The organism is Halobacillus salinus (assembly GCF_004684905.1).
Classification (GTDB): domain Bacteria; phylum Bacillota; class Bacilli; order Bacillales; family Halobacillaceae; genus Halobacillus; species Halobacillus salinus.
In genome coordinates, this window is the sequence record NZ_SRJC01000001.1 from 919,237 (window position 1) to 937,874 (window position 18,638).

The 18,638-nt window shown below is 43.9% G+C and carries 17 protein-coding genes; 13 read left to right on the forward strand and 4 right to left on the reverse strand.

The window, feature by feature from the left end; genetic code table 11:
* The first annotated feature begins 10 nt into the window (after positions 1–10).
* Positions 11–1,366: an aspartate kinase gene (locus E4663_RS05005; RefSeq protein ID WP_135326835.1), complete on the forward strand. Its 1,356-nt coding sequence runs from the start codon at positions 11–13 to the stop codon at positions 1,364–1,366.
* Between the two features lie 18 nt (positions 1,367–1,384).
* Here the strand turns inward: E4663_RS05005 and E4663_RS05010 are convergent, their stop codons facing one another.
* From E4663_RS05010 to E4663_RS05020, 3 genes are all read right to left on the reverse strand, one after another.
* Positions 1,385–1,990 carry a 3'-5' exonuclease gene (locus tag E4663_RS05010; protein WP_241657109.1) on the reverse strand — a complete coding sequence of 202 codons (606 nt, stop codon included), beginning with the start codon at positions 1,988–1,990 and terminating at the stop codon, positions 1,385–1,387.
* A 140-nt stretch (positions 1,991–2,130) separates the two neighbouring features.
* Positions 2,131–4,038, reverse strand: coding sequence for a DUF294 nucleotidyltransferase-like domain-containing protein (locus E4663_RS05015; RefSeq protein ID WP_135326836.1), 1,908 nt, complete (start codon positions 4,036–4,038; stop codon positions 2,131–2,133).
* A gap of 22 nt (positions 4,039–4,060) precedes the next feature.
* Positions 4,061–4,297 (reverse strand): DUF2627 domain-containing protein, encoded by a 237-nt coding sequence (locus E4663_RS05020; protein WP_079479780.1) that lies wholly within the window; start codon positions 4,295–4,297, stop codon positions 4,061–4,063.
* Positions 4,298–4,429: 132 nt separating this feature from the next.
* Between E4663_RS05020 and E4663_RS05025 the strand changes: the two genes are divergently transcribed.
* The 11 genes from E4663_RS05025 (at position 4,430) to E4663_RS05075 (ending at position 16,626) form a co-directional block, all read left to right on the forward strand.
* Complete coding sequence (locus E4663_RS05025; RefSeq protein ID WP_135326837.1) at positions 4,430–6,499, forward strand: sigma 54-interacting transcriptional regulator; 2,070 nt, start codon at positions 4,430–4,432, stop codon at positions 6,497–6,499.
* A 98-nt stretch (positions 6,500–6,597) separates the two neighbouring features.
* A complete protein-coding gene (gene yqiS / locus E4663_RS05030; protein WP_135326838.1) occupies positions 6,598–7,497 on the forward strand; it encodes a phosphate butyryltransferase in 900 nt (299 codons plus the stop codon).
* 15 nt (positions 7,498–7,512) lie between these two features.
* Positions 7,513–8,607 carry a branched-chain amino acid dehydrogenase gene (gene bcd / locus E4663_RS05035; RefSeq protein WP_079479783.1) on the forward strand — a complete coding sequence of 365 codons (1,095 nt, stop codon included), beginning with the start codon at positions 7,513–7,515 and terminating at the stop codon, positions 8,605–8,607.
* 19 nt (positions 8,608–8,626) lie between these two features.
* A complete protein-coding gene (gene buk, locus E4663_RS05040; RefSeq protein ID WP_135326839.1) occupies positions 8,627–9,712 on the forward strand; it encodes a butyrate kinase in 1,086 nt (361 codons plus the stop codon).
* A gap of 14 nt (positions 9,713–9,726) precedes the next feature.
* Positions 9,727–11,148 (forward strand): dihydrolipoyl dehydrogenase, encoded by a 1,422-nt coding sequence (gene lpdA / locus E4663_RS05045; protein WP_135326840.1) that lies wholly within the window; start codon positions 9,727–9,729, stop codon positions 11,146–11,148.
* A 20-nt stretch (positions 11,149–11,168) separates the two neighbouring features.
* A complete protein-coding gene (locus tag E4663_RS05050) occupies positions 11,169–12,161 on the forward strand; it encodes a thiamine pyrophosphate-dependent dehydrogenase E1 component subunit alpha (protein WP_079479786.1) in 993 nt (330 codons plus the stop codon).
* Positions 12,162–12,176: 15 nt separating this feature from the next.
* On the forward strand, positions 12,177–13,160 hold the full coding sequence (locus tag E4663_RS05055) for an alpha-ketoacid dehydrogenase subunit beta (protein ID WP_079479787.1): 984 nt from the start codon (positions 12,177–12,179) through the stop codon (positions 13,158–13,160).
* 15 nt (positions 13,161–13,175) lie between these two features.
* Positions 13,176–14,459 carry a dihydrolipoamide acetyltransferase family protein gene (locus E4663_RS05060; RefSeq protein ID WP_135326841.1) on the forward strand — a complete coding sequence of 428 codons (1,284 nt, stop codon included), beginning with the start codon at positions 13,176–13,178 and terminating at the stop codon, positions 14,457–14,459.
* 161 nt (positions 14,460–14,620) lie between these two features.
* On the forward strand, positions 14,621–15,058 hold the full coding sequence (locus E4663_RS05065; RefSeq protein ID WP_079479789.1) for a BrxA/BrxB family bacilliredoxin: 438 nt from the start codon (positions 14,621–14,623) through the stop codon (positions 15,056–15,058).
* A 64-nt stretch (positions 15,059–15,122) separates the two neighbouring features.
* A complete protein-coding gene (locus tag E4663_RS05070; protein WP_135326842.1) occupies positions 15,123–16,073 on the forward strand; it encodes an aromatic acid exporter family protein in 951 nt (316 codons plus the stop codon).
* A gap of 43 nt (positions 16,074–16,116) precedes the next feature.
* A complete protein-coding gene (locus tag E4663_RS05075; RefSeq protein ID WP_135326843.1) occupies positions 16,117–16,626 on the forward strand; it encodes a L,D-transpeptidase in 510 nt (169 codons plus the stop codon).
* A 65-nt stretch (positions 16,627–16,691) separates the two neighbouring features.
* Here the strand turns inward: E4663_RS05075 and prli42 are convergent, their stop codons facing one another.
* A complete protein-coding gene (prli42, locus tag E4663_RS05080; protein ID WP_241657110.1) occupies positions 16,692–16,808 on the reverse strand; it encodes a stressosome-associated protein Prli42 in 117 nt (38 codons plus the stop codon).
* A gap of 175 nt (positions 16,809–16,983) precedes the next feature.
* On the opposite strand from prli42, the gene E4663_RS05085 reads away from it, so the two are divergent.
* Complete coding sequence (locus E4663_RS05085) at positions 16,984–18,630, forward strand: acyl-CoA mutase large subunit family protein (protein ID WP_176140670.1); 1,647 nt, start codon at positions 16,984–16,986, stop codon at positions 18,628–18,630.
* Positions 18,631–18,638 lie beyond the last annotated feature (8 nt).

Genomic DNA, 18,638 nt, shown 5'->3' on the forward strand with positions numbered 1-18,638 from the left:
TGTTGTGTGTATGAAAGTGGTTAAGTTCGGGGGAAGTTCAGTAGCAAGTGGAAATCAGATCAAGAAAATAACGGGTATCATTACGTCAGATGAAAAACGGCGAGTGATTGTCGTATCTGCACCAGGAAAACGTTCTAGTGACGATGTGAAAGTAACGGACCTGCTTATTCAATTAGGGGATTCACTGCAAATAGGGGTGGATCATGAAGAGGCATACAGACAGGTCATTTCCAGGTTTGAAGAGATCGTGCTGGACTTAAATCTAGATGAATCTGTACTAAGAGAGGTCCAGAGAAAGATTGATGATTCGATCGCGCTGATCCGAAGTGAGGACCCGACTGGAATCGATGCCTTGAAAGCCTGTGGTGAGGACGGTTCTGCGTTGGTGGTAAGTGCGTACCTGCAAACGTTAGGGCATGAAGGAACTTATGTGAATCCTAAAGAGGCAGGCATCTTAGTAAAGGATCAGCCTGGTGGGGCACTTGTATTAGAAGAAAGCTTCGAGCGATTGTATAAGTTAAGAGAGAGGCAAGGTACCCTGGTGATTCCTGGTTTCTTTGGATTTACTGAAGAAGATCAGTTGGTGACCTTCTCTAGAGGTGGTTCAGATATAACGGGGAGTATCGTTGCCGCGGGGGTCAAGGCTGATTTGTATGAGAACTTCACGGATGTAGATTCGGTCTTTTGTGTGAACCCGATGTATGTGGAGAACCCTCGTCCTTTAACTTCTCTTACTTATAGAGAAATGAGGGAGCTTTCCTATGCTGGTTTTGGGGTCTTTCATGATGAAGCACTTATACCGGCATTCAAAGAGAAAATTCCAGTCTGTATAAAGAACACAAATAATCCTACTGCTCCGGGTACAATGATTGTAGCTGAGCTACCTGAAAGAGAAGAGCACGTGGTTGGAATAGCAAGTGACGAAGGATTTTTGAACCTTTATGTTAGCAAATACTTAATGAACCGGGAAATTGGTTTCGGACGCAGGTTACTTCAAATTTTGGAAGACGAAGGGGTATCATTCGAGCATGCTCCATCTGGGATAGACGATATGTCCGTCATTATCCGCGAGCATCACCTACCAAAAGATAAAGAAGAAATTGTCTTGCAGCGTATCAATGACGAACTTCAAGTTGATATGGTCTTGATTGAACGGGATATGGCAATGATCATGATTGTAGGGGAAGGGATGAACCAGACGATCGGCATTGCAAGCAGTGCGACCTCTGCGTTCCAGGAAGCGGGAGTCAACATTGAAATGATTAACCAAGGCTCATCCGAAGTATCCATGATGTTTGGAGTGAAATCAGAAGGGTTAGGGCCAGCAGTTCAGGCCCTATATAAAGTGTTCTTTGGTGAAAAATAAAAAAGCGAAGCAGAGAGGTTATTCCTCTTGCTTCGCTTTTTTTTGTTTTTGCAAAATCTTCTCCAGCTCTCCGAATGTTTCAATGTGGAGGTTTAATGTCATATATAAGAGTTGCCGAAATAATTCTGCTGTCATGATCGCATCATTCAGAGCATGGTGACGATCCCTTTTCTCTATTCCAAAATATTTTAATAATGGATCCAGTTGGTGCTTGTCTGATGGCAATAGCCACTGGGCGAGCAAATGGGAATCGATGACGGGCGGGGAATAAACTGGAAGTTTCCACCGCTTTAACATGGACTGTAAGAAGCGCATATCAAACTTGGCTGGGTGTGCAACCAGAACAGATCCTTCACTGTAATCGAGAAAGTTTTGGAACCCATCGATAAACGGACTTGCATTCCTCAGACCTTCTCTCGTTAGTCCGGTTAACCGCAACGTCTGGTTGTTGACGGGTCGGATCGGCCGGATCACTTGGTGAAACGTCTTCCTGTGACACGCGTCCAATCCATTGATACGGATAGCTCCAATGGAAATGATTTCGTGCCCGATCTCCGGGAGGAATCCAGTGGTCTCCAAATCGAAGATCGTATAATCTAATTCCTCGAGCGATTTATACTTCATACGTGGGTCCCTTTTGTAATCGACTAGTTGCTGCTCTAAGCTTTGATAGTGACTCCAGTGTAAATATGGTTTTATCTTAAAGTGGTAAATTGGTTTTTCAAAAAGAATATATTTCAAAATTTGTAAGTCAACGGGAAGCATTAAACCACCCGATTCCTATTGTAGCTTAGCTCAAGAACTTGTTGGAGACGTTTTGCAATGATCAGTGCTTCTCTCAACGAACGGCGTTGGTCTTTTTTCAGTTGGGTCAACTTCAAGTCGTTCGAGAGCGTTTCATCTTCTTCAAGCTGTGCTAAATTCTCTTCTAATCGAAACAACATGAGTCGGTGAAGGGCCGTTTTGGCATTTTCGACGTCGCGTGGGTGGAAACGTTCTTGTTCAGCCAATGCCTCTAATCGGTTCACGGTGTTTATTGCTTCAATTCCATGCTTCATACTATAGATACGAACGGCATTAACAATTTGCATGATTGCTGATTTCTTTAAGTTCAAGGTGCGTTTCTTTCCTACACCTGAAATTCTACCGAACGGTTGGACGGGTACGCGGAACCTTAACGTATCTTTCATAAGAAGTTGGTGAAGGTTCAATGATTTGCTCACGCGGTCCGTAACGTATTTCTTTAAATCGTAGGCGAGCGAGTAGTCACCGAAGATAGGTCTGAAGTCCATGAAAATAGTGAAGTCTCTGATTTCTTCTGCGTCCATTTGTTCAATCCATCGGTCGATGCTTTTATGCCAGTTGGACATTTGTTGGCGCCACTTGTCTTCTTTGGCCATAATACCTCCCTTGCAGTAAGGGAAACCACACTCATTCAGCATTCGGTTAATTTTTTCTGCGAAAATCTGGAAGTATTCTTCAATTTGTTTGTAGTTCTTGGAATTCTCATAATCCGCCAAAATCATGCCATTATCCTGATCGGTGGAGAAGGATTGTTCTTTCCTTCCTTCGCTTCCCATCACAAGGAAACAATAATTGATCGGTGGTGCACCGTGCCCTTCTGCAATCATCTCATCTTCAGCGATTTGGACTATTTGCTTATGGATCCTATCATTGTAATTAGTCATAAGTTCCGCTATATCATAAGCAAACATTTTCTCTTTGATCAAGCTGCGAATGAATTGTTGAAATCTTACATTGAGAATAGGGGAAAGCGGTTTTATCTCTTCGACACTTGTTGCATTCGATATTCTGTAGGTCAAATCGAAGTAAACCGAATTCTTTATAGTGAAGAACGAGGATTGTCTCAGCACACCGACAACTTTATCCTTGTGAAGAACAGGGATTATTTCGGTTGGATGGTGTTTTAAGTAACTGAGTGCATCGTAAATGAACTCCTGCTGGTTTATTTCATAGGATTCCTCAGCCATGTAGGCACTTACCGGGTTCAGGTGATCGTTTTCGAAATATGCTTTCAATATTTCTCCATACCCAATCATGCCAAGCATGGTCTTCCCATCGTCACTTACGATTAATGCTTCTATTTTCTGCTGCTGAAGCATTCGGGCGGCTTCTTCAATAGAAGCATCCGGATGGATGAAAGTGGGTGTCTCCATATAAGCTTCTGCACGCTTCTTATACAGTTCCCTGTCATCTTGTTCATCCGTAGTTGAGCTTTTGTACTTTACTTCGTCGTAAAGACTTTTCATTAAATGACTGATGCCATCCATTACGACTTTGGAAAACTTCGTATTGTTAGACATTACTTGTAGGAATGACTCACGGTTGAAACAGAGTGTTTTTACTGGTTCTAGTGCTTGGACCGAGAATCTCATTTCACCACTAGTCAAAAGAATCATAATCCCGACTAAGTCCCCCGGGTAATAGAAACGCACAGAGAGCTGACGCCCATTCGAACGGTGCATAATATTCTTCGCAAGACCAGAAACTAAAAAGTGGATATCAATGGTATCATCCTCCTGGTCCTCATGGATCAAGAACTCATTTTTGCTGTATTCCTTTACGACTGCTTCTCCGAAAATTTCTTCAAACTCTTCATCATTGAGCAAATCGAAAGGATATTGTGTCTTGAATAATTCAAACTCTTGCATAGAGCAACCCCCTTAAATAGGATCAATCTTCATTCTTAAAGCGTCCTTTCGTCAGGTTGCGTTTCCGGTCACGGTGTAATATGAACCCTCCGATAAAAGCAATTCCTCCCACGACAAAGACGAGTCCGACAAGGCCTTGTAAGCCTATGTGTAAGTAGACAGGGTGAAATTCGCCGAATAGGGCGTCCCTGATCAATTTAATGCCATAAACCGCTAAGATTCCAGGCATTACTAAAATGAGTAAAGCAATTAATCTCATAGTGTTAACTCCTTAATTTAATCCATTCACAGTATATCAAATCAGGACCTTCAAAGGAATAACAGAACACTTGCTAAAAAATGCAGACTCATGTATGATAAAAATGCGCAAAAAATTGCAGGGTGTGATGAAATGAAACGTGTATTAATTGTCGGTGCAGGAAAAGGCGGTACAGCCCTGTTGCAGTTACTAAGTGAAACAGATCGGATGAAAGTGATTGCCATAACAGACATTGATCCTGATGCGAATGGTTTTTCTCTTGCTGAGAAGCTCGGGATTGCGACAGGAGATAACTGGCGTGAATGGATACATAAAGACATTGATATTGTGATTGAAGCAACAGGAGATAATGAAGTGTTCGAAGAGATCCGCGCTGAGCGAAAGAGAACGACGGTTTTGATTCCAGGTTCGGTAGCTTACATTACATCGGAATTATTGGAAGAGAAAGAATCCCTCGTTCAGAAGCTGAAGCAGCAGACTGATAACCAACACTTGATTTTAAATAGTATACACGACGGGATGATTGTCATTTCCGAGAACGGTCACGTTTCATTTATGAACAAAAGTGCAGAACGGATTTTAGGTAAGGAACGACATCAGATTATCGGTATGCCGGTAACCGATGTCATCCCTAGCTCAAGGCTGCCTCATTTAATACAATCTCCACAGAAAGAAGTCAATCAGAAGCTTGAGCTTGATAATGGGAAGAAAGTGATCACAACAAGAATTCCTATGATTGGGGAAGATGGCCGCGTAATCGGTGCTTATGCAGTCTTCAAAGATATTACGGAGGTAGTAGATTTAGCTGAAGAGATCACGGACTTGAAAGAAGTTAAGACGATGTTAGAAGCAATTATCCATTCGTCGGACGAGGCAATATCTGTCGTAGACGAAAATGGAAACGGTTTAGTAATTAACCCTGCCTATACTCGGATTACTGGACTGAAAGAGGAGGACATCGTCGGAAAGCCCGCTACTGTGGATATCTCAGAGGGAGAGAGTATGCACATGAAAGTATTGAAGACGCGAAAACCGGTTCGGGGAGTTCGATTACGAGTCGGACCATCTAAACGGGAAGTGCTGGTGAATGTAGCTCCTGTTATAGTGGATGGTGAATTGAAAGGTAGTGTCGGAGTACTTCATGATGTTTCAGAAATCCAATCTCTTACAAGTGAACTCAAAAGAGCTAGGCAGATCATTCGGAGCTTAGAGGCTAAGTACACCTTTGATGATATTATTGGAGAATCATCCGAGATGACACTCGCCCTGGAACAAGCGAAGGTCGGGGCAAAGACACCGGCTACCGTATTACTCAGGGGTGAGTCTGGGACAGGTAAAGAATTGTTCGCTCATGCCATTCATAATGAAAGTGAGCGGCGACATAATAAGTTCATTCGTGTGAACTGTGCGGCAATTGCAGAATCCATACTAGAAAGTGAACTTTTCGGTTACGAAGATGGCGCTTTCTCTGGGGCCAAACGTGGCGGAAAAAAAGGATTCTTCGAAGAAGCGAACTACGGAAGCATTTTCTTGGATGAGATCGGAGAACTGACCTTGCCAATGCAAGCAAAGCTCCTCAGAGTCCTGCAAGAGAATGAAATACTTCGTATCGGCGGTACGAAGCCGGTGCATGTTGATGTCCGAGTAATTGCTGCGACGAATGTCAATTTAGAAAAAGCGATCATGAAAAAAACATTTCGTGAGGATTTGTATTATCGTTTGAACCGTTTACCGATATATATTCCACCGCTCAGAGAGCGGAAAAAAGATATCGAAATGCTTTCCTATCATCTCGTAGAACGCTTGAATGAAGACTATGGTCGAAATGTGCGTACAATCGATGAGCAAGCATTGGAGAAACTGGAATCATATGAGTGGCCGGGAAATGTCAGAGAGCTTGAAAACATCATAGGCAGGGCCATTATCTACATGGATAACCTTGATGAGACGATTCAAGCTGATCATCTTCCACAGCTACACCCCGACCCAAGTGATTCGGTCGAGCCACAAGCTACGTGGCTTGGAGAAACGTTACAACAAGCTGTCGATGATTTTGAACGGAAACTTCTAGCTGATGCTTTTCGTTCCCATCACTTTAATAAAACCCAAACAGCTAAGGCTTTAGGGATCTCAGTCCGCAATCTGTACTATAAGCTAGAAAAGTACGGTTTAGATAAAAATAGCATGCAAGATTCTTCATAGTTGCAAGAGCTTGCATGATTTTGAATATCAAAATGATAGGGTTTTCAATTATTCGACAGTTGGCACAATGACAACTGGTTAGCTAGAGAGGTGACAACATGAAAACATTAGATGAACTCGTCCAGGGCGTTGATCGAACAAATGTAAAGACGGTTTCCGTTGCTCAAGCAGCAGATGAAGAAGTCTTGAAAGCAGTACAACGTGCTCTGGAAAAAGAACTAGCGCATTTTCTTCTCGTTGGTGAGCGGGATCAGATAGAAGAAATAGCGAAAAACATCTCATTAAGTTTAGAGCATCCAGGAATTGAGGTAGTAGACTGTGATGCATCTCAATCAGCTCAAGAGGCAGTGAAGGCTGTACATGAAAACAAGGCTCATGTCGTAATGAAGGGAAACTTGGATACGAAGAGTTTACTGAAAGCTGTTCTTGATAAGCAATATGGATTGCGAGGTAAAGGGGTGCTCTCACACGTCGCCTTGTTCGAAGTACCTAGTCAGGATCGATTGATCTTCCTGACAGACTCAGCAATGAATATTGCGCCATCATTGGAAGAAAAAGTCCATATCTTAAATAACGCAGTAGATGTTGCTCGACAGGCGGGTTGGAGTGAACCTAAAGTAGCCCCAATAGCTGCAGTAGAAGTGGTCAACCCTTCTATGCCGGCAACCCAGGATGCTGCTCTGTTGACTCAAATGAATCGACGGGGACAAATCAAGAATTGTCTTGTGGACGGTCCACTAGCATTTGATAATGCGGTGAACCGTAAGGCTGCCGAGCAAAAAGGAATTAATTCAGAGGTAGCTGGTAATGCTGACATTCTTCTCGTTCCGACGATTGAAGTTGCCAATGCATTATATAAATCATTCATGTACTTTGCAGGTGCCAAAGTGGCAGCTGTGATCAGTGGGGCAAAAGCTCCGATCGTGCTCACTTCACGTGCCGATACAGCAGAAAGCAAAGTGTACTCATTAGCTCTTGCATTACAATCAAGTAAGTAATAGGAGGAATTTATAATGGAAATCTTCAAGTATATGACGGAATACGACTATGAACAATTGGTGCTTTGCCAAGATGAACAATCAGGACTGAAGGCGATTATCGCGATTCATGATACGACACTGGGACCAGCGCTAGGTGGAACGCGTATGTGGACATATGAAACAGAAGGCGATGCAATCGAAGACGCTCTTCGTCTTGCGAAAGGCATGACATATAAGAACGCAGCAGCTGGTCTGAACCTTGGCGGAGGAAAAACAGTTATCATCGGAGATCCGAAAAAACATAAAAACGAGGAAATGTTCCGTGCATTTGGTCGTTATATTCAAGGGTTAAACGGTCGTTATATTACGGCTGAGGACGTAGGAACAACGGTTCAGGACATGGACTTGATTCATGAGGAAACAGACTATGTAACAGGAATCTCCCCTGCTTTCGGTTCTTCAGGAAACCCATCACCTGTAACGGCTTATGGTGTTTACAGAGGGATGAAAGCGGCAGCGAAAGAAGGGTTCGGTTCCGATTCGTTAGAAGGTAAGACAGTAGCTGTTCAAGGTGTAGGAAACGTTGCATTCAATTTGTGCCGTCACCTTCACGAAGAAGGAGCTCACTTAGTGGTTACCGATATTAACAAAGAAGCTGTTCAACGTGCTGTTGAAGAATTCGGTGCCAAGGCAGTCGACCCTGATGATATTTATAGTGTAGATTGTGATATTTATGCTCCTTGTGCTCTAGGCGCGACCATTAACGATGACACGATTCCGCAATTGAAGGCGAAAGTGATCGCTGGTGCAGCGAACAACCAACTGAAAGATACGAAGCACGGTGATATTTTGCATGAGAAAGGCATCGTCTACACACCGGACTATGTAATTAATGCAGGTGGCGTTATAAACGTAGCGGATGAGCTGCATGGTTACAATAAGGAACGTGCCATGAAGCGTGTAGAGACCATTTACGATAATGTATCTCGTGTATTTGAAATCTCTCGTCGTGATGGTATTCCGACATATGAAGCTGCAGACCGTATGGCAGAGGAAAGAATTGAACGTATGCGCCGCTCCCGCAGCCAATTCCTGCAAAACGGACACCACATTCTATCTAGAAAATAAGTAACGGAGGTCAAAGACAGTGCAAACCCATCGAATACTAGTCATAAATCCAGGCTCCACTTCAACTAAGATCGGCGTCTTTGACAATGAAGAAGTAGTCTTAGAAAAAACAATCCGGCATAAACCGGAGGAAGTTCATCAATTCAAACGTATCATTGATCAGTATGAATTCCGTAAGCAAGTAATCGTAGACTCCCTTGATGAAGAAGGGGTGAATATCAGTGAGCTTAGTGCCGTGTGTGGTCGCGGCGGCTTACTGCGTCCGATTGAAGGCGGGACGTATGAAGTCAACGAAGCGATGCTTGAGGATTTGAGGAATGGGTATAACGGCGAACACGCCTCCAATCTAGGAGGAATTATTGCGCACGAAATTGCTCGTAATTTGAACATCGGAGCTTATATTGTTGACCCTGTAGTCGTCGATGAACTTCAGGATATAGCACGAGTCTCCGGCGTACCTGAGATTCCACGGAAAAGTATTTTCCACGCTTTGAACCAAAAAGCAGTAGCGAGAAGAGCTGCTAAAGATTTGGAGAAATCTTATCGTGACGCTCGCCTTATCGTGACACATATGGGCGGGGGAATCACAGTTGGTGCCCATGCAGATGGTCGTGTCATTGATGTGAACAATGGTTTACATGGAGATGGCCCATTCTCACCAGAGCGCGCAGGTACGGTTCCTGCAGGAGATCTCGTTTCCATCTGCTATTCAGGGCAGTACTACCGGGATGAAGTAATGAAGAAGCTTGTCGGACAAGGTGGCCTTATGGCTTACCTTGATACGAATGATGCCCGCGAAGTGGAACAAATGGTCGAACATGGCGACCAGAAAGCAAAGCTTGTCTACGAAGCGATGGCCTACCAAATTGCTAAAGAGATAGGCAGTATGAGTGCCGTATTAGAGGGGAAAGTAGATGCAATCGCTTTGACGGGTGGTCTTGCTTACGGTAAGCGGTTTGTGGAAGAGATTCGTAAACACGTCCACTGGATTGCAGATGTCCTTGTATATCCGGGAGAGAATGAATTGGAAGCCCTGACAGAAGGAACCCTACGTGTATTGAATAATGAGGAAGTACCTAAGCAGTATCCAAACTTTGCAGAGTAGAAAGGAGAGGTACCATGGCACAGGAGTATGATTTAGTCGTCCTTGGTGGAGGGACTGGTGGTTATGTAGCTGCCATCCGCGCATCAAAACTTGGATTAAAAGTTGCATTAGTCGAAAAGAGAGAGCTTGGGGGTACGTGTCTGCACCGTGGATGCATCCCATCTAAAGCTTTACTTCGCAGTGCGGAAGTATTTCGCCAGACGAAAGAGGCAGCAGAATATGGTGTAACAACTGAAGAACCGACCCTCAATTTTGTGAAAGTCCAAGAGCGTAAGCAGTCCATTGTGGACACGCTACATAAAGGCGTTCAAGGCTTGATGAAAAAAGGTAAAATTGATGTCTACGAAGGGTTTGGACGTATTCTTGGACCTTCCATCTTTTCCCCTACAGCTGGAACTATTTCTGTGGAGATGAACAATGGGGATGAGAATGAAATGCTCATTCCGAAGAATGTTCTGATCGCAACAGGATCCAGTCCGAAATCACTTCCTGGATTAGAGGTTGACGGAGAGCTTGTCATGACTTCAGATGAAGCGCTCCACATGGAAGAATTGCCTGAATCGATCATCATTGTCGGTGGGGGCGTCATCGGAATTGAGTGGGCGTCAATGCTGGCTGACTTCGGAGTAGAGGTAACCGTACTTGAATACATGTCCGGAATTTTACCAACAGAAGATCAAGATGTATCGAAGGAAATGCTCAAGCAAGTGAAGAAGAAAGGTGTGACCGTGGTTACAGATGCCAAAGTCATGCCAGATACATTAGATAAGTCAAACGGTGTGACCATTGAAGCAGAAGTAGATGGCGAATCAGTAAAATACAAAGCAGATAAGATGCTAGTATCTGTTGGCCGTTCTGCTAATGTGACGAACATCGGACTCGAGAATACAGATATTGTAGTCGAGAATGGGTTTGTACAAACCAATGATATGTATCAAACGAAGGAAAGTCATATCTATGCAATCGGAGACGTCATTGGTGGGATGATGCTTGCTCACGTTGCTTCTCATGAAGGTATCGTCGCAGTAGAACATATGGCTGACAAGAATCCGCATCCAATAAATGCTGATCAAGTCCCAACGTGTATCTACTCGAATCCAGAGGTGGCAAGTGTAGGTTTGACAGAGAAACAGGCTGAGGAACAAGGCTATGATGTGAAAGTTGGCAAGTTTCCATTCCAAGCGATTGGAAAAGCTCTTGTTTATGGTGAGACAGACGGTTTCGTCAAAGTAATCGCAGACAAAGAAACGGACGACTTGCTAGGGGTACACATGGTTGGTCCTCATGTGACAGACATGATTTCGGAGGCAGGACTAGCTAAAGTATTAGATGCCACACCATGGGAAATTGCAGAAAGCGTTCACCCACACCCAACGCTTGCGGAAGCGATCGGGGAAGCAGCAATGGCTGTTGATGGTAATCAAATTCATGGTTAAAGATCAGAGGAGGGAATCCCATGGCTGAAAACCGCCATAAATCATTAGGTTTAAGTGATGATCAAGTATTAGATATGTTCCGTACGATGCTTCTTGCCAGAAAAATCGACGAACGCATGTGGTTGTTGAACCGCGCGGGTAAAATCCCGTTTGTTATCTCATGTCAGGGCCAAGAGGCTGCACAAGTCGGTGCTTCCTATGCGCTTGATAGAGATAAGGACTATGCGCTTCCATACTATCGTGACATGGGAGTCGTGCTTTCGTTCGGAATGACTGCGAAAGATTTGATGCTTTCAGGTTTCGCTAAAGCGGAAGATCCAAACTCCGGCGGACGTCAGATGCCAGGTCACTTTGGTCAGAAGAAAAACCGTATCGTAACGGGTTCTTCTCCTGTTACAACACAAGTGCCCCACGCTGTCGGTATTGCGCTTGCTGGAAAAATGGAAAAGAAAGATTTCGTTTCTATCGTAACCTTTGGAGAAGGTTCTTCTAACCAAGGAGATTTCCACGAAGGTGCAAACTTTGCAGGTGTTCATAAACTTCCGGTTATTTTCATGGTAGAGAACAATAAATATGCTATTTCCGTTCCAGTTGCCAAGCAGCTTGCCTGTGAAAAGGTGTCAGATCGTGCCATTGGATACGGCATGCCTGGCTATACAGTTGATGGGAATGATCCATTGGCTGTTTATGAAGCAGTTAAAGCTGCAGCTGACCGAGGTCGTGCTGGTGAGGGTCCTACGCTCATTGAAACAGTCTCGTATCGTCTGACACCTCACTCCAGTGACGATGATGATCGTACTTACCGTGAGAAGGAAGAAGTGGAAGAAGCGAAGAAGAAAGATTCGATTGTGACATTTGCTCAGTATTTGCGTGACCAAGGTATTCTGACTGAGGAAAAAGAAGAATCGATGAACAAAGAAATCGATGATCTTGTCAATGAAGCCACAGATTACGCTGAGAATGCCGCTTATGCAGAAGCAGAATCAGCTATGAAATACGTCTATGAAGAGTAAGGAGGGGGAATAAAGATGCCAGTTTTATCTTATATTCAAGCAGTAACTCAAGCATTAAGAGAAGAAATGCAGCGCGATGAGAAGGTGTTCGTACTAGGGGAAGACGTAGGTAAGCGTGGCGGTGTATTCCGTGCGACCGATGGCTTATATGATGAATTTGGTGAAGATCGTGTCCTAGACACACCTCTAGCTGAATCTGCCATTGCAGGTGTCGGTATCGGCGCTGCCATGTACGGCATGCGTCCTGTTGCAGAAATGCAGTTTGCCGATTTTATTATGCCGGCTGTCAACCAGATTGTATCAGAAGCGGCAAAAATCCGTTACCGTTCCAATAACGATTGGCAGGCTCCGATTACGATTCGTGCACCATACGGTGGGGGAGTTCACGGTGCTTTGTATCACTCCCAATCTGTAGAGGCTTTATTTGCCAACCAGCCAGGACTTAAGATTGTCATGCCTTCCACTCCTTACGATGTGAAAGGACTACTTAAAGCTTCCATCCGTGATAACGACCCGGTTCTATTCTTTGAACACAAGCGTGCCTACCGCTTGATTAAAGGTGAGGTTCCAGATGAGGATTATACACTTCCGATCGGGAAGGCCGACGTAAAACGTGAGGGTTCTGATATCACGGTGATTACTTACGGACTTTGTGTGAACTTTGCCCTTCAAGCCGCTGAAAAGCTTGCCGAAGAAGGCATCGATGCGCACATCCTCGACTTGCGTACCGTCTACCCACTGGACAAAGAGTCCATTATCGAAGCAGCATCCAAGACGGGAAAAGTCCTGCTTGTTACAGAGGATAACAAAGAAGGTGGCATTATTTCAGAAGTATCTGCCATCATCAGCGAAAATTGCCTGTTTGATTTGGATGCACCTGTTCAGCGTCTTGCAGGACCTGATGTGCCATCTATGCCATATGCACCAACGATGGAGAAGTACTTCATGATGAATCCTGATAAAGTCGAAAAAGCGATGCGTGAGCTCGCAGAATTTTAAGAAGGAGGAATTCCTGTGGGTTTAGAAAAAATCAATATGCCCCAGCTTGGTGAAAGTGTCACGGAAGGTACTATCAGTACGTGGCTAGTCCAGCCTGGTGACGCAGTGAAGAAATACGACCCGATTGCAGAGGTCATGACAGATAAAGTCAATGCAGAGGTGCCATCATCATTCACAGGTACAATTAAAGAGCTCGTCGCACAAGAAGGAGATACAATCGAAGTCGGCGATCTCATGTGCTATGTGGAAGTCGAGGGCGGAGGATCTGTCTCTAAAGAGGACAGCACTCCAGCGAAAGAAGAGAAAGCAGCTGCATCAGAAGAAAAAGCAGACAAGCAGGAAACGAAGCCGGCTAAAAAGGAGAAGGGTAGCAAGAAACGTTATTCTCCAGCCGTCATGACACTTGCGCAAGAACATGACATTGATCTGAATCAAGTAGATGGCTCCGGCCGGGGCGGTCGAATTACAAGAAAAGATATCGAGAAAATTATTGAGAGCGGAGAAATTCCGACGGCAAGCGAAGCACCTCAGCAAGAAGAAGCGAAGCAACCACAGGCTGCTCCTTCTCAACCATCAGCACCTAATATTCAAGCTGGTGAAGGAGATATCGAAATTCCGGTGACAGGTGTCCGTAAGGCGATTGCCTCTAATATGGTGAAATCTAAGACCGAAATTCCACATGCTTGGATGATGGTCGAAGTCGATGTTACCAACTTAGTGCAGCTTAGAAATGCGAAGAAGAACCAATTCAAACAGCAAGAAGGGTTTAGCCTGACATATTTTGCTTTCTTCGTCAAAGCAGTGGCGCAAGCGTTGAAAGAGTATCCTCAGTTGAACTCCTCCTGGGCTGGTGACAAGATCATTCAACATAAAGCGATTAACTTGAACATTGCCGTAGCTAAGGAAGATCAGCTATTTGTTCCAGTAATACGTGATGCTGATGAGAAAAGCATTAAAGGCATTGCCAAAGATGTGACAGATCTTGCGAATAAAGCACGTCAAGGTAAGCTGACATCGAAAGATATGGAAGGCGGAACATTTACAGTCAACAACACTGGCTCCTTTGGTTCTGTACAGTCTATGGGTGTCATCAACCATCCTCAAGCTGCTATTTTGCAAGTAGAGTCCATTGTTAAAAAGCCTGTGTATCAAGACGGCATGTTCGGTGCGCGTGATATGGTCAATCTATGTCTATCTCTCGACCACCGTGTATTGGATGGTCTTGTAGCAGGAAACTTCCTAGCTCGTGTCAAAGAGATTCTAGAGAAGATGTCCGAAGAAACAACATCTGTCTATTAATTGAATTAATTCAAACACCCTCCTTTCTTAAGGAGGGTGTTTTCAGTAGGGTATTTTTTTAGAAAAAGAATAACGTAAGTAAGATTTGTCGCGAAGCCTTGTTTTCATTGAAAGGCTTGAGAGAACTTGGTAGAATATTGATAGTACTTAACAAAGGAGCCATGTATATGGATTTCAATATTTATATGAACGATGTGGTAACACAAGCTCGTGATGAAATCACGAAAGCTGGTTATCAGGAGCTTACGACAACAGAAGACGTAGACCAAGCCCTTACACAAAAAGGAACGACGCTCGTTATGATTAATTCGGTATGCGGTTGCGCAGGCGGTATCGCTCGTCCTGCAGCTTCACATGCCATTCACTATGATAAGCGCCCTGATCATTTAGTAACAGTATTTGCCGGCCAGGATCGTGAAGCAACGAACCGTGCACGTGAATACTTTGAAGGGTATCCTCCTTCTTCTCCATCTTTTGCACTTCTGAAAGATGGCAAGATTCAATCGATGGTAGAACGTCATGATATCGAAGGCTTCGAACCAATGGAAGTCATTGGTAAACTGCAACGTCAGTTTGAAGAATATTGTGAAGAAGTATAAGGGAAATTGGGATCTTTGTTACTTACAAAGATCCCCTTTTTGATTAGATGAGGTGACGTAGGTTTTGAAAATTGGATATAGAACGATAAAAACGGCAATCGGTACACCTTTTGCAATTTGGATTGCCCAACTATTGCAGCTGGACAACTTTGCCTCTGCAGGTATATTGACGATCCTATGCATACAAATAACGAGGAAGAGATCATTGCTTTCCGCATGGCATCGGTTTGCCGCTTGTATGATCGCTATGATCCTTTCTTACCTATTTTTTGAGCTGATTGGTTACCAACCTATTGCTATCGGGTTAATGCTATTTGCTTTTATTCCCATTACAGTATGGCTCAAAATCACTCCTGGTATCGTGACAAGCTCTGTCATCATCCTTCATTTATATGGATCCAGTAACATTGGGTGGAGTGTGATTTGGAATGAGTTGATTCTCATCATTGTGGGAATCGGAACGGCTTTATTACTCAACTTATATATGCCGAGTCTAGAGAATAAATTGGAGAAATACCAACAAGAAGTCGAGCATAACTTTTCCGTCATATTAAAAGAATTTGCGTCCTATCTGAAGGGTGGAAACGACCACTGGGCTGGAAGAGAATTGACGAACACGGCCGACGTATTAGAGAAAGCCAAATCTCTTGCTTTTCGTGATGTCGAAAACCACTTGTTACGCACTCATAATCAGTATTATCACTATTTCCACATGCGTACAAAACAATTTGAACTTCTGGAGCGGATGTTGCCGCTAGTAAGTCAAATCTCTAGCTCCTACACGCAAGGGGTCCCGATCGGTGAATTCTTTGAAGAGCTAGCCGATGCGATGCATTCAGGGAATACAGCCATCATTTACTTGAAGAAATTGAAGAGTATGAAGGATACATTCCGTGAAGGAAAGCTACCTGAAACGAGGGAAGAATTCGAAGTAAGGGCAAGTTTATTCCACTTACTGAATCAGATTGAAGAGTATCTCATTATTAAACGTTCTTTCAAAAAGAGTGATGTATAGCTTGGTCCTGGGCAGAGAAACTAAACAAAAAGGAGTGTGACTTATGAGTGTTTTACTTCTTTTGTTTGTTTTACATTTCGTACCAGGGAGTTTTCAAGAAGAGCCTGTTCTTATAGTGAATAAAGCAACGCACGAGGTGGCATTGTTTGAAAATGGTGAGCAAAGATTTCAAGCTGCTGCCGCAATCGGAAAGACCGACGATCTGACACCAGAGGGAACCTTTGATATTGTAGTGAAGGCTAAAGACCCTTATTACCGTAAAAAAGACATCCCTGGTGGTGATGCGAAAAATCCTTTAGGAAGTCGTTGGATCGGATTTGATGCCAGAGGGACTGATGGGAGGATCTATGGTGTCCATGGAACGAACAATCCGTCCTCTGTCGGTAAGTCCGTTTCTGCAGGATGTATTCGTCTGAAGAATGATGATGTCAATAAGCTCTATGAATTGATAGATAAAGGGTCTGAGATCGTAATCGTAAATCAAGAGAAATCGTTCGGGGAAGTTTATGACCAATGGCTTGAAAAAAATTGGGGCGAAACGTTAACTAAATGAATGAATTTATAGTTGTTAAAAAAGCCGAGGGTGCATCCCTCGGCTTTTTTCGTACGTTCATTTTTTTATAAGAAATAAGTGGCTCCCATTAGTAGGGATGACAGTACCATAGAAAGAATCATTAGATAGATGACCACTTTCATTCGGCGTTCGCGTTTTGATCGTTTCTTCTGTGTTGCCAAGGTATTTAACCTCCTTCTCGTCATTCCTATCCAACATTCTACCTAAAAAACTCGATTTGGACAAGGGAGCAAAATAAATTACAATAGTATTATGAATTGAAGTAATTTTAAGATAAGTAAGCGCTTTATTTTTGTTATGATAGAGAGGAAGGGTAAAGAGAAGGGAGCATGGGGAATGAGTGATTACGAAAAGATGAAGAGAACTTGGGAAGCTGATGTCGAGAAAACGACGCAACGATTCCCTGAACGAAAGGAAAAGTTCCAAACGAGCTCGGAACTTCTGATCGACCGACTTTACGCACCAGATAAAGAGAACGACACTTATAACGAAAAAATAGGATTTCCAGGTCAGTATCCTTATACAAGGGGGATCCAACCGACGATGTACAGAAGTCGGTACTGGACTATGCGGCAGTATGCAGGGTTCGGTTCTGCAGAAGAAACAAATGAACGATTCCGTTACTTGTTAGAACAAGGCCAAACAGGGCTTTCCGTTGCCTTTGACCTGCCAACACAAATTGGATATGACTCTGATGATCCCATGGCGGACGGGGAAGTAGGGAAAGTAGGAGTTGCGATTGATTCCTTGAAGGATATGGAACAGTTATTCGATCAAATCCCTCTAGACAAAGTAAGTACATCTATGACAATCAATGCACCCGCGTCGATTTTGCTTGCTATGTACATAGCCGTTGGGGAAAAGCAGGGAGTCGCGCCATCTAAGTTAACGGGAACCATCCAGAACGATATCTTAAAGGAATACATTGCAAGAGGTACTTATATTTATCCTCCAAAGCCTTCTATGAGGTTAATCACCGATATTTTCGCTTATTGTCAGGAGAACTTGCCGAAGTTCAACACAATTAGTATTTCGGGCTATCACATAAGGGAAGCGGGATCGACAGCAGTACAAGAGGTTGCCTTTACGATAGCAAATGGTATGGCTTATGTGGATGCAGCAATAGAGGCTGGGTTGGAAGTGGACCAATTTGCTCCTAGACTCGCCTTCTTCTTCAATGCACATAATCAATTCTTCGAAGAGGCAGCGAAGTTCAGAGCAGCACGCCGGATGTGGGCAAAAATCATGAAAGAGCATTATGGTGCCGAGAATCCGAAAAGCTGGAAGTTGAGGTTTCATACCCAGACTGGGGGAAGCACCCTCACTGCGCAGCAACCGGATAATAATATTGTCCGAGTCACATTACAGGCTTTAGCTGCCGTGATGGGAGGTACTCAAAGTCTTCATACTAATTCACGTGATGAAGCCTTAGCTCTTCCGACAGAGGAGTCAGCCCGGATCGCGCTTCGCACCCAACAAATTATCGCAAATGAGAGTGGGGTAGCCGATACAATCGATCCTCTAGCAGGATCGTATTACGTGGAAGCGCTGACAGATGAGATTGAAAAAGAAGCGAATGCTTATCTGGAACGCATTCAAAAACTGGGAGGCGCCGTTCAAGCGGTTGAAGAAGGGTTCATGCAACGTGAGATTCATTCAGCAGCATACGAGGCACAGAAGCGGATGGAAGCTAAAGAAGATATTGTTGTTGGTTTGAATGAATTTAAAGTGGATGAAGAAATTCATGCAGACCTTCTTCGTGTCGATGAAGCCCTGGAAAGATCTCAAATTGAAAAAACGAAGCAAGTGAGAGAAGGACGAAACGAGGCAGCAGTCGAGGAAACTTTGTCCAACTTGAGAAATGCAGCGAAAACGACAGAGAATGTTATGCCGCATATCGTACAAGCGGTGAAACAGTATGCAACCGTCGGGGAGATCGCCAATATATTAAGAGAAGAGTTTGGTGAATATACGGGAATGTAGGAGAGGAT